The organism is Macrococcus sp. S115 (assembly GCF_030067655.1).
Classification (GTDB): domain Bacteria; phylum Bacillota; class Bacilli; order Staphylococcales; family Staphylococcaceae; genus Macrococcoides; species Macrococcoides psychrotolerans.
Window position 1 is genome coordinate 100,571 of the sequence record NZ_JASJES010000003.1, and the last position, 12,973, is coordinate 113,543.

At 34.4% G+C, this 12,973-nt stretch carries 12 protein-coding genes; 10 read left to right on the plus strand and 2 right to left on the minus strand.

The window, feature by feature from the left end:
* Positions 1–5: 5 nt before the first annotated feature.
* From QNJ52_RS05600 to QNJ52_RS05610, 3 genes are all read left to right on the plus strand, one after another.
* On the plus strand, positions 6–353 hold the full coding sequence (locus tag QNJ52_RS05600) for a DoxX family protein (RefSeq protein ID WP_219493506.1): 348 nt from the start codon (positions 6–8) through the stop codon (positions 351–353).
* Positions 354–783: 430 nt separating this feature from the next.
* Positions 784–1,077 (plus strand): HesB/YadR/YfhF family protein, encoded by a 294-nt coding sequence (locus QNJ52_RS05605; protein WP_219493508.1) that lies wholly within the window; start codon positions 784–786, stop codon positions 1,075–1,077.
* A 20-nt stretch (positions 1,078–1,097) separates the two neighbouring features.
* Complete coding sequence (locus QNJ52_RS05610; protein ID WP_283722064.1) at positions 1,098–1,637, plus strand: hypothetical protein; 540 nt, start codon at positions 1,098–1,100, stop codon at positions 1,635–1,637.
* Between the two features lie 46 nt (positions 1,638–1,683).
* Here the strand turns inward: QNJ52_RS05610 and QNJ52_RS05615 are convergent, their stop codons facing one another.
* Positions 1,684–2,268 carry a TetR/AcrR family transcriptional regulator gene (locus tag QNJ52_RS05615; protein WP_219493512.1) on the minus strand — a complete coding sequence of 195 codons (585 nt, stop codon included), beginning with the start codon at positions 2,266–2,268 and terminating at the stop codon, positions 1,684–1,686.
* A gap of 156 nt (positions 2,269–2,424) precedes the next feature.
* On the opposite strand from QNJ52_RS05615, the gene QNJ52_RS05620 reads away from it, so the two are divergent.
* The 5 genes from QNJ52_RS05620 (at position 2,425) to QNJ52_RS05640 (ending at position 10,494) form a co-directional block, all read left to right on the plus strand.
* Positions 2,425–4,194, plus strand: a complete 1,770-nt coding sequence (locus QNJ52_RS05620; protein ID WP_219493514.1) for an oleate hydratase — start codon at positions 2,425–2,427, stop codon at positions 4,192–4,194.
* Between the two features lie 1,187 nt (positions 4,195–5,381).
* Positions 5,382–5,819, plus strand: a complete 438-nt coding sequence (locus tag QNJ52_RS05625) for a MarR family winged helix-turn-helix transcriptional regulator (protein ID WP_219493515.1) — start codon at positions 5,382–5,384, stop codon at positions 5,817–5,819.
* Between the two features lie 12 nt (positions 5,820–5,831).
* Positions 5,832–6,569 carry an SDR family NAD(P)-dependent oxidoreductase gene (locus tag QNJ52_RS05630; RefSeq protein ID WP_219493516.1) on the plus strand — a complete coding sequence of 246 codons (738 nt, stop codon included), beginning with the start codon at positions 5,832–5,834 and terminating at the stop codon, positions 6,567–6,569.
* Between the two features lie 346 nt (positions 6,570–6,915).
* On the plus strand, positions 6,916–8,253 hold the full coding sequence (locus tag QNJ52_RS05635) for a sodium-dependent transporter (protein ID WP_219493519.1): 1,338 nt from the start codon (positions 6,916–6,918) through the stop codon (positions 8,251–8,253).
* Between the two features lie 240 nt (positions 8,254–8,493).
* Positions 8,494–10,494, plus strand: a complete 2,001-nt coding sequence (locus QNJ52_RS05640) for a catalase (protein WP_283722065.1) — start codon at positions 8,494–8,496, stop codon at positions 10,492–10,494.
* A gap of 76 nt (positions 10,495–10,570) precedes the next feature.
* Here the strand turns inward: QNJ52_RS05640 and QNJ52_RS05645 are convergent, their stop codons facing one another.
* Positions 10,571–11,053 (minus strand): pyridoxamine 5'-phosphate oxidase family protein, encoded by a 483-nt coding sequence (locus QNJ52_RS05645; RefSeq protein ID WP_219493522.1) that lies wholly within the window; start codon positions 11,051–11,053, stop codon positions 10,571–10,573.
* 75 nt (positions 11,054–11,128) lie between these two features.
* Here QNJ52_RS05645 and QNJ52_RS05650 point away from each other — a divergent pair, with 75 nt between their 5' ends.
* Both QNJ52_RS05650 and QNJ52_RS05655 read left to right on the plus strand, forming a co-directional pair.
* Positions 11,129–11,299, plus strand: a complete 171-nt coding sequence (locus tag QNJ52_RS05650) for a hypothetical protein (RefSeq protein WP_219493524.1) — start codon at positions 11,129–11,131, stop codon at positions 11,297–11,299.
* Positions 11,300–11,397: 98 nt separating this feature from the next.
* Entirely contained in the window at positions 11,398–12,963 is a 1,566-nt protein-coding gene (locus QNJ52_RS05655; RefSeq protein WP_283722066.1) for an alanine/glycine:cation symporter family protein, read from the plus strand.
* Positions 12,964–12,973 lie beyond the last annotated feature (10 nt).

Consider the following 12,973-nt stretch of genomic DNA (forward strand, 5'->3'; position numbering starts at 1 on the left):
ATAAAATGCATAAACATATTGTAAATGGATACGTAGCAAAAGACATTCTCAAAAGTAGTTTACCGAAAGTGAAAAATGATGAGGCGATGGCTCAGCAATTCAAAGAAGGATTCAACCTATCTCCGAGTATGATGAAAGTCGCAGGATACTTTGAATTAATCGGTTCAATCTTCTTGATGTTATCTGTATTTAATAAAAAATTTGCAAGAATCGGTGCAATGCTAATCAATGTTATTATGTTAGGTGCAATGTATAACCACCTAAAAGCAGGTCATGGAGTAAAATCATTAAGCGCGGCAGGTAAGTACTTTGGTTTAAATATGGTTACATTATTTGATTCTTTTAGAAAATAATGTTTAACGTTGATAGATGCCCTTAGATTAGTGTCTATCAATCAAAATAAGCATGGAATTACAGTTATTTTCACAAAGTGGATGAGTAGATATAGGACATCTTCACAGGTCAAATTGGTAATTGTCAAGTAAGCTTGCTGGTCAGAACAATATTGAACTAGGTAATATTGTCACATTTGAAACACCACAATAAATAAAGCCCGAATGATGCTAGTAAATGGTGAACATTTACATCGTCATTCGGGCTTGTTTTTCATATTGTTCCACTAATTTCTTTATATGTGATATGTTTATTATACTATTTATATGCTGGAAAATAGATGATCGATTTGATTTCTATTGTTCGCAGTTTCGTATGAATCGTTTAAAGATTATCTTGAATGATAAAGTTGTAAAATATTTGCAATAAACAATAGATAGGAGAATAATTATGAATATATATATAACGGACAAAGCTAATCAATGGTTCAAAGAAGAAGTAGGACTAGGATCAGGTGACAAAGTTAGATTTTACAGTAAAATCTATGGATCCAGTAAAGTTCAGGAGAATTACTCGCTAGCTTTTACTATAGATGCAGATGATGATAAAGCAGTGACAGCTATTACTGCAGATGGCATAGTATATTATGTGAATGAGCCAGATTTATGGTTTTTTGATGGTCATGATTTATATATTGAGTACGATGAACAACTTGAAGAAGTTGCATACGATTATAAAAAATAATGCACTTGAGGTGAAGTACATTGTATCTATTAGAAATAACGGAACAAAGTTATAGGCAAGTGGTTGGTGTGTTTGACAAGGAATCAGATATTGAGCAATGGATCGCCTCGGTTCCTTTCATAAAAATGGATAAATACGGGAACACGGTGTTATTATATGACGAAATTCCTGCCTATTACGAAGTTAAGTTTGGTGGAAGTATCTATCCATTTACTCGCTATGCTTTTACAGGGGAGGACACGATCTATGTTGTATGGAACGAAATTGCTCATATTAATACGACTCAAGGGCTTGTGAATGGAACATCAAAGGTTGGCGTTTACATTTATGAAAATACAGAAATTAGACAAGCAGTTAATTCACGTGAAACTTTGAAAAAGGAGTTAGCGACATATTATGATGCACGAGATACTTCTTACTATTTCGGAGGCATTGGATCAGAAGATGGAGAGTATATTAATATTGAAAATGGACCATTTATCCATTTTGATCCAATGACAATAGAGCATTATGAAAGCTCAGAAAATATAGAGACATTTATTAAAGAGATTACAAATTAATTTATATCGATTAAAGAACTAGGAGAATACTTCCTAGTTCTTTATTTTACTTTTGAAATCTCATTTTGCTCCAGAATTGGTTTAACATTTCTTCTAGTGAACTAGACAGGTGATCGACATTGTTGCCGCCTGCTTGTAACCAGTTAAATATAATGCGCATTATACCCCCAGCGGAAAACTCTGCAAGCAGATTGATGTCTTGGTTAAAAACATAGCCGTTTTCCATCTCACGATTTAAATGAGATTCAATAATTAAATAAAGTTGTTTATAAATAATCATTGAGATGACACCATAGATTTCACTGCATATTACAGATTTTGCAAGCGATTTATTTTGGTCTAAAAATAATAATACATCGTGAATCATAGCAGCATAAAATTTTTCAGGATGATAGTGATTGTAATGTACATCATTTTTTTCATTATAAATGTTGAGGAGATGAATGATTGTACATTGATAAAAATCATATTTATCTTCGTAATGACGATAAAATGTAGAACGTCTGACTAATGCCTTTTCACAAATTTCGTTAATGGTGATGGAATCAAAATCTTTAGCATTTCCTAATTCAAGTAGTGCATTCCGTAACGCCTGTTCAGTCTTGATAACTCTTAAGTCTTTTTTATCCATATGTACACCTTCTTTTGAGACATATTTATACATAATGTCACATAAGTGACAAAACTATTTATAAAATTCTCTGAATATGAAAAATAATGCGATAGAGTAATGAATATAAAGCAAGCATGCAACTTTAAATTATATATATCGAATGGAGTGGTATTTATGTATTATAGTAATGGAAACTATGAAGCATTTGCAAGTCCGAAAAAGCCAGAAGGGGTAGATAATAAGTCTGCATACTTAGTTGGTTCTGGTATAGCGTCATTAGCAGCAGCGAGTTTTTTAATACGAGACGGGCGAATGAAAGGTGAAAATATCCATATATTAGAAGAGCTTGATCTTCCTGGAGGAAGTTTGGATGGAATATTGAATCCTGAACGTGGCTATATAATGCGTGGCGGTCGTGAAATGGAGAATCATTTTGAATGTTTATGGGATTTATTCCGTTCGGTGCCATCATTGGAAGTCGAAGATGCTTCTGTCCTTGATGAATTCTACTGGTTAAATAAAGAAGATCCAAACTATTCGAAGTGCCGCGTAATAGAAAATCGTGGACAACGCCTAGAATCAGATGGAAAAATGACTCTAACAAAAAAAGCGAATAAAGAAATCGTCGAGCTTTGCTTAATGAAAGAAGAACAGCTGAATGATGTGAAGATATCTGATGTCTTCAGTAAAGACTTCTTAGACTCAAATTTCTGGATTTACTGGAAAACGATGTTTGCATTCGAACCTTGGCATTCTGCTATGGAGATGCGTCGATATTTAATGCGTTTTATCCATCATATTGGTGGACTTGCAGACTTTTCAGCTCTAAAATTTACGAAGTTCAATCAATTTGAATCACTTGTTATGCCTTTGATCGAGCATCTTAAAGCGAACAATGTAACATTTGAATATGGTGTAACCGTTAAGAATATACAAGTTGAATGTTCAAAAGAGTCAAAAGTTGCAAAGGCAATAGACATCGTGCGTAAAGGTAATGAAGAATCAATTCCTTTAACAGAAAATGATTTAGTATTTGTAACAAATGGCAGCATCACTGAAAGTACTACTTATGGAGATAACGATACACCTGCCCCACCTACAACAAAACCTGGAGGTGCATGGCAATTATGGGAAAATTTAAGTGCACAATGTGATGAGTTCGGTAATCCGTCTAAATTCTATAAAGATTTACCAGAGAAAAGTTGGTTCGTTTCTGCTACAGCAACAACAAATAATAAAAAAGTTATAGATTATATTCAAAAAATTTGTAAACGTGATCCATTATCAGGCCGTACAGTAACTGGTGGTATCGTTACTGTAGATGATTCAAAGTGGCAGTTAAGCTTTACGTTAAACCGACAACAGCAGTTTAAAAATCAACCGGATGATCAAGTGAGTGTGTGGATTTACGCACTTTATTCAGATGAACGTGGAGAACGTACGAATAAAACAATTGTTGAGTGTTCTGGTAAAGAAATTTGTGAAGAATGGCTTTATCATATGGGTGTTCCTGAAGAAGAAATTTCAGCACTAGCAGCAGAATGTAATACAATTCCAAGCTATATGCCGTACATTACTGCTTACTTTATGCCACGTAAAGAAGGAGACCGTCCTTTAGTAGTACCACATGGTTCAAAGAATATTGCATTTATAGGTAACTTTGCAGAAACAGAAAGAGATACCGTATTTACAACAGAATATTCAGTAAGAACTGCTATGGAAGCGGTGTATAAACTTCTAGAAGTAGACCGTGGAGTGCCTGAAGTATTCGCTTCAGTATACGATGTGAGAATTTTATTACATGCGTTATCTGTACTGAATGATGGCAAGAAACTAGATGAAATTGATATGCCATTCTATGAAAGATTGGTAGAAAAACGCTTATTGAAGAAAGCATCTGGTACATTCATTGAAGAATTATTAGAAGAAGCTAAATTAATATAATAGATTTTTATCGTTTGATATCTCTAGTGAAAACTGGTTTCATTACAGTGATTATAAAAATGGGTAAGCATCTATGAGGGTTTCCTTGGTATGTTTGCTATTGAGATCATAATATGAAACTCTGTATAACATCTTTTAACGAGGCCTAAAGTAATAGGCCTCTATTTATTTTGTTTGGAGAACGCACTTTCATATTCCTATAAGTTTATAAATAATCTGTTGTGAAATTTATAATCATTTGTTGCTATTTGAATATAATCAATACCTGAAATAGAAGATATATTTCAATCGTATAGAATAGATGCCAATCTGTTCATTCAATCAATTGACGATGTATAGTTTACGAAGAAGAACGCAGATTATTTATTAGAAACTGTTAAAGTGCATGTTCAAGACTTTGAAATGCCGACACCAGCATAATTAAGTAAACTATTTAGTAAAATGAAGAAACAAAAAACTCTTGATATCAATGCGATTATGCTGAAGAAACATCTTGCCTTGAATGTAATGATGTATCGACGAATAGAAAATATATTGTATATAAAAATAAAACGGATCAGTTTGAAGATATTTATAGTGAAATTTCAACGAATAAAGTGAAAGGGTTCTGTAATATATGTAATGCGGAATTAGATGTTGTGCTAGTTTTAAATAAAACGAAACATAATAAGAGTGATGAGACTTACACGAAGAAAGGGGATTGTATTTGTCACAATACTGTGAAGTGTAACCAAAACTTAGACAATGTAGAAGATTTTATGAATTTGTTGCGCGTACGAAATAATTAGCTAATTAAAAATGGTTGAATTTATAGTCGGAGTACATAATGTATGCTTCGGTTATTGTTTGTCTTTGTTGTAGAGATTGAGGAGTTGTTCATTTTGTTTAATATTCTCATCTTTATTTCCGATTGTTTTATAAATATCCATGAATACCAGGTGAATTTAAGATAGGTTACATTAAAGGCGCAAAGAATGTGCCACTAAATTACATTGAGAATTACAAAGGCACAGAAAATATATATGATTTACCAATCAGGTATGAGAGGTAAGCGTGCAGTAACAAGGAGTAGATGTAATTAACGTAAGAGGTGGGCAAGTATCTTTATTTTTGAGTATTTTAATTTACTATTAAATAGTTTAGTGTTAAATTATTTAATAATAAATTAATGATATAGAGGTGTATATATGGAAGAATCTAACTTCTTCAGACTTGTTCATGATGGGAATCAACTTAGCTATAAGATGATATCGTTATTTTTAAAGCACTTTGACCATAAACTTAACATTTCCCAAGTAATATTACTCGAATATATTAAGCGAAATGGTCATGCAAAGCCTTCAGACATTGCAAAAGCATTAGGTTTTACATATGGTGCAATTACGACAATGACAAACAAGCTTGTAGAAATGGAATATGTCGTGCGTATTAATCATTCAGGTGACAGACGTGTCGTAATGCTCAATATAACTGAAACAGGTTTGAAAGTGTTGGAAGAAGCAGAAAGTGTTGGAAAGCAAGTACGTAATGCAGTATATGATATATTATCTGAAGAAGAACTTAAACAAATGAAACAGATTCAGGAAAAATTATTAAATCATGTAGCATCAATCAAAACATTGTAAGGAGGAAATAAAATGGAACGTTTAAAAGACAAAGTAATTATTATTACGGGTGCAGCTCAGGGTATGGGGAAAGTGCATGCAGAGCGTGCAATTGCAGAAGGCGCTAAAGTAGTGATTACAGATATAAATGAGGAAAAGGGGCAAGCTGTAGCAGTGACATTAGGCTCAGATGCATTGTTTATCAAACATAATGTTGTAAGTGAATCAGATTGGGAAAATGTTGTACAGACGACACTTGAATATTGGGGTAAGATTGATGTGCTTGTTAATAATGCTGGTATTACATATAATATGAAAATTGAAGAAATTACTTTAGATGACTATATGAAGATTGTAAATATTAATCAAGTTTCTGTGTTCTTAGGTATTAAGTCAGTAACCGCAACTATGAAAGCTCAAAATTCAGGTGCGATTATTAATATATCATCTATGAATGGTCTTGCCGGCGGCGCAATTGGATATACAGATACGAAGTTTGCGGTAAGAGGTATGACAAAGGCAGCAGCAAGAGAATTATCACCGTTTAATATTACAGTAAACTCTGTGCACCCTGGTGTTATTCATACACCGATGCTTGAACAACCTGGCGTAAAAGAAGCGGTGGATAAATTTAAACAAATGATTCCAATGCGTCGTGTAGCGCAAGCTGAAGAAGTTTCAAATATGATCATATTCTTGGCATCAGATGAAGCAAGATATTCAACAGGCTCAGAATTTGTCATTGACGGTGGTGTAACAGCCACTGTTTAGAAGAAATTTTGATAAAATTGTTTGATTTACTTCCATCTCAGGTGGCTAACTTGATTATAAATATCGCACAGAATTTTCAGAAAATAAATTGACATAAAAAATGAAATCTGATAATATTAAATCAATTCAACGCTAAAGGAGTTAGTATTATGACAAACACAAAGCTACAGTTAAATAATTGGTGGCAGCTGTCCTGATACTTATAACCGTCATAGGTATAAGTATCTATGACGGCTTCCTTAGCATTCGCTTAAGAGGCCGATGTATGAGCGGTCTCTATACTTAAGAGATCGTGTGTACACACGGTCTCTTTTTTATTTTTATATTTATTTTAGGAGGGATTTATATGGAGAGGCAATCAGGTTTCACATCAAAATTAGGTTTTATACTAGCAAGTGCAGGTTCAGCGATAGGGTTGGGGGCGATGTGGAAATTCCCTTATGTGATGGCTGATAATGGAGGAGCAGCATTCCTTATTTTGTTTATCATTTTCACTTTATTTATTGGATTACCAATATTAATGAGTGAATTTGTGATGGGCGTCGCTGGGGAGACTTATAGTACACGAGCATTTAGTAAGTTATCTGGTAAGAAGAAGTATGATTTAATCGGCTATCTTGGTAATATCGGGGTATTTTTATTAATGAGTTTTTACAGCGTTATCGGCGGCTTCATCTTAATATATATTATTCGTACGATAAAAGTGATTTTTACTGGAGATGCGACCAAAGATTATACAGTGTTATTTGGTAGTATCATATCAAATCCATTGAATACAATTGCAGGGGTTATTTTGTTCCTGGCATTAACGGGCATTATTGTTATTAAAGGGGTGCAAAATGGTATTGAACGTGTCTCTAAGTTTATGATGCCGATGTTATTTGTAATGTTTCTCATTATGATCATTCGATCAATAACATTACCAAATGCGATGGAAGGTGTATCATTCTTTTTAAATCCAGACTTTAATAAACTAGATCAAGAAGCCGTTTTATTTGCGTTAGGACAATCGTTCTTCTCTTTATCTGTAGGGTTTGGGGGGATGTTGACTTATGCTTCTTATATGAAAAAAGGAACTGATCTTGTGCAAGCAGGAGGATATATTGTATTACTTAACATTTTAGTAACGTTATTAGCGGGATTGGCGATATTTCCAGCCACGGCATCTTTGGGCATAGATAATGCACAAGGCCCAGGTTTACTCTTTATCGTGTTACCTTATGTCTTTAATCAGCTACCATTTGGTTCGATGTTCTATTTAATTTTTTTATTGCTATTTTTCTTTGCAACAATTACGTCATCCATCAATCTTGTAGAAATCAATGTTTCAAATATGACAAAGAATGATAATACGAAACGTCTGAAGTCTGTTCTTGTGATTATTTTAGGTATCTTCATTGTAAGTATTCCATGCGCACTATCATTTGGACCGATAAGTGACATGAAGTTCCTAAAAGGAACATTCTTTGATAATATGGACTTCCTTGTATCCAATATCATGTTACCAATTGGTGTATTATGCTATACGTTGTTCTCAGGTTACGTATTAGATAAAAAGATAATGAAAGCATACTTCGTCCAGAAGCCATATCAGAATAAACTGTTTAATGTATGGATCATATTACTGCGATATGTTATTCCACTGGTCATATTATTGGTGATTATCAATCAATTGGTGCAGTAAATGCTTAGCCATTTCTTTATGTAAGTTGAACGATGATATAACGTTTCGTTTCTTCTTGGCACGACCGCTAGACATAAGGTAACCAGCTTCTTAAATAGTTTTTTATTGGTTTATTCTCTGAAATTTCATTTCAGAGAATATTTTTGTGCATTATTTTGCTTAATATTAGTATTCCTTAATGTTTTGAATGCATTAAATAGGGAATTGTCAAATGTATAAAAACTTATAGGGGGAACGATAATGACTAATAAAAAAGATGAGCAATTAGAAGCATTTCGTAGAGACCACTCAGAAGATACTGCACTTACGACAAACCAAGGATTAAAGATGGCAGAAGATGAATTCTCGCTTAAAGCTGGAGAACGTGGACCAACCTTATTAGAGGACTTCCATTTCAGAGAAAAAATGACGCATTTTGACCATGAAAGAATTCCTGAAAGAATTGTACATGCTCGTGGCTATGGTGCACATGGAGAATTTGAAGTATATGAAGATTTAAGTAATTATACTAAAGCGAAATTTTTAACAGATACATCTAAAAAGACACCTGTATTTGTACGTTTTTCGACAGTGCAAGGTTCTAAAGGATCAAATGATACAGTACGTGATGCACGCGGATTTGCGACTAAATTCTATACTGAAGAAGGTAATTATGATTTAGTAGGTAACAATATTCCTGTATTCTTTATTCAGGATGCAATCAAATTCCCGGACTTAGTACACGCAATAAAACCAGAACCACATAATGAAATTCCTCAAGGTGGAACAGCTCACGACACGTTTTGGGATTTCTTTGCACAAAACCCCGAGTCAACACATATGACGATGTGGACGATGAGTGATAGAGGCCTTCCGAAGAGCTTCCGTACAATGGAAGGGTTCGGTGTGCATACATTCCGTTTAATCAATAAAGAAGGAAAGTCACACTTTGTGAAATTTCATTGGAAACCTCTACTCGGCACACATTCTTTAGTATGGGATGAAGCGCAAATTATCGCGGGGAAAAACTCTGACTTTAACCGTGAAGATTTATATGAATCAATCGAAAAAGGTGACTATCCAGAATGGGAATTAGGACTACAAATTATTTCAGAAGAAGAGGAATTTAAGTTTGATTTCGATATATTAGATCCAACGAAATTATGGCCAGAAGAAGAAGTGCCAGTTAAACGTGTGGGTAAAATGACTTTAAATCGCAATGTAGATAATGTCTTTGCAGAAACAGAGCAAGTTGCATTCCATCCAGGACATCTTGTACCGGGAATTGACTTTAGTAACGATCCATTATTACAAGGGCGATTATTCTCATATACTGATACACAGTTATCTCGTTTAGGTGGACCAAACTTCCACCAAATTCCTATCAACAGACCTGTATGCCCGTTTGCGAATAATCAACGTGATGGTATGCACCAATCATTTGTGCATAAAGGACAAACATCCTACCATAAGAATGCAATCAATAATAATAATCCCCATACGACACCCGTTGAAGAAGGTGGATTTGAATCTTACCATGAGAAGATTGATGCACATAAAGTGCGTGCCAGAAGTGAAAGTTTTAAAGATCACTACTCACAAGCAAAGTTATACTATAATAGCTTAACGCAGCCTGAAAAAGAGCATCTAAGAGATGGATTTGCTTTTGAATTAGGTAAATGTAAGCATGATTTCGTTAAAGAAAATGCAATTGCCAATATTAATAAAGTCGATAAAGACTTAGCGACTCAAATTGCAGATAAAATTGGCGTTCAAGCCCCTACAACAGATGAAGAAGTGAAATCAGATAAGAAATCACCGGCACTTAGCATGGAAAACACAATTAAGAAGTTAGACACATTATCTGTCGCTATTATGGTTACTGCAAGTTCAAAAGAAGCAGAGATTAAAGACATCGTGCAAAACTTAAGCGATAACAAGGTTAATTTTAAACTTGTTGCTGAGAAAGCAATGACAATTGGAGCATTTAAAGTATCTGAAACATTTGATACAGTGCACTCTACATTCTTTGACGGTATTATCGTACTGGATGCAAAAGTACCCCTCTTGCCACCAGCGAAAGACTATATTGAAGCAGCAAATCGCCACTTTAAGACAATTGGTTTTAGTAAACAAGCTGAAGCAGCAATCGATGCAACATCTGTGAAAAAAGATGAGCCAGGTATCATTGAAATTGATGCCTCTGCAAACAATTATCTTGATGCATTAGTAAAACAAAGACATTGGGATAGACAACCATAAATTCAAGACCTCTACGTGAGGTCTTTTTAATTTTGAATTTAAAAAACACAGTAGAGCAATCTACTGTGTTTACATATTATTTAAGATTAAGTGATTCATTCAATGAACTGTTTTCTCTACTACCTTTTTCTTTGGAAAAAAGTGATTTAATGCCTTCAACAACAGTTTTCACTGATTCATCTGTTGCCCAGTATTCAGCAGTTTCTGGAACTACTTTAATAAGCACGACATTTGGATCTTCAGGATTTGTTTTTAAGAAAGCTTCTATTCCTTTACTCCAGTATTCTTTAATCTTGTCGTTGTCATTTACGATAAAGGCATTTCCTGAGATTGATACATATCCTTTATTAGCGAATGATAAGTTCACACGATTATCTTGCTCAATTTCTTCAGTTTTTTCAGTGCGTGTTGACATAAACCAAATATCCCCATTCGCATCTACATCTTGATAACTCATTGGTCGTGAAACGAGTTTATTATCTTGAATGGTTGTCATCATTGCAATATCATTCTTTTCAATCAGTTCAAATAACTTATCATAGATTTCTTTTTGATTCATATTATCGCCTCCATTATCTTTATATATTATAATTACCCTTAAGATTAGTACTTTATGCATAGAAAGAGGTTAAATATGGAAAGGGAATTTGTAACGATTGACGACATTATTGAGATGGGAGTTCCTTATCCGTTGTTTTCGATGTGGATGACGAATAGTCTGATTGAGGTTGCTTACCAATCAAAGAAAGAACGATTTTTCTGGAAAAAGGATATAGAGAAGTTAAAAAGGGAATACATAAATTAAATTTTCAGAATAATCTATAAATACATTGCCATACGTCTTTAGTGAATATATAATTAATAAGTGTATCACTTCACTATTATATTTAAGGGGTTGGATGTATGGAAGGGATTATAAGCTTTTTAAACGAGATTGTATGGAGTAAACCATTAGTCTACGGCTTGTTAATTACAGGGATTTCATTTTCATTAATAATGAAGTTCTTTCAAGTCAGGCATCTAAAAGAGATGATCCGACTGATGTTTCAAGGGGAGAAGTCACCTACAGGAATTTCTAGTTTCCAGGCAATTGCTTTATCGCTTGCTGGACGTGTAGGGACGGGTAATATAGTCGGTGTTTCAACAGCAATTTATATCGGTGGCCCGGGAGCTGTATTCTGGATGTGGATGACTGCATTTTTGGGTGCGAGTTCAGCATTCATCGAATCTACACTAGCTCAAATTTATAAGAGAGAGATTAACGGTGAGTATCGAGGGGGTCCCGCATATTATATTGAAGCAGGAATGAAAGGCGGATTTGCGAAAGGTTATGCGATATTATTCGCAATACTGGCAATAGTATCAACAGCATTATTATTACCTGGTATTCAATCTAACGCCATTGCAAGTTCTATGAAGAATGCTTTTGGATTCGAAGGATGGATTATCGGTATAGCGCTTGTAGTGGTTTTAGCATTAATTATTTTTGGAGGAGTTCGCTGGATTGCATCTGTAGCGACTGCAGTAGTCCCTTTTATGGCAATCTTATATATTTTATTAGCGGTTGTTATTATTGTTCTTAATATTGATAAAGTCCCTGGTTTATTTGCATTAATATTCAAGTCAGCATTCAATATGGAATCAGCGTTTGGTGGGATACTTGGTGCAATGATTGAAATCGGTGTTAAACGTGGACTTTATTCTAATGAAGCTGGTCAAGGTACAGGGCCTCATCCGGCGGCAGCAGCAGAAGTATCACACCCTGCTAAACAAGGTTTAGTTCAAGCTTTCTCGGTATATGTTGATACGCTGTTTGTATGTACAGCAACAGCATTAATTATTTTATTATCAGGTACATTCAATACAACGGACGGCTCGATGAAGGGTGATATGCCGAACTTAATTAAAGATGGCGGTGTATATGCACTAAATGCTGATGGAGAGAAGGACTACTCTGGAACAGCAATGTATGTTCAAGCGGGTATTGATAAAGCATTCCATGGAAGTGGTTATCAATTTGATCCGGCATATTCGGGTATTGGTTCATATTTTGTTGCTATTGCACTGTTCTTCTTTGCATTTACGACCATATTAGCATATGCATATATAGCAGAAACCAATGTATCTTATTTGACGAAAAATGGTAGTGTATCTTTAAATAAGTTTTTAATTAACGTCACACGTTTAATTATTGTTGGTGCAACATTCTATGGTGCAATAAAAACAGCAGACGTTGCCTGGGCGATGGGTGATTTAGGTGTAGGACTTATGGCATGGTGTAACATTATTGCGATCTGGATTTTACACAAACCTGCAATACGTGCGCTAAAAGACTTTGAGATGCAGAAGAAAGAGAAAGGTTCTGGTAAATATGCGATTTATAAACCGAATCCAATTGAGTTACCGAATGCGAAATTCTGGTTAGAAGATTATCCGAAACGTTTAAAAGAAGAGAAGATTGAAGAGTAGTTAGAGAAGG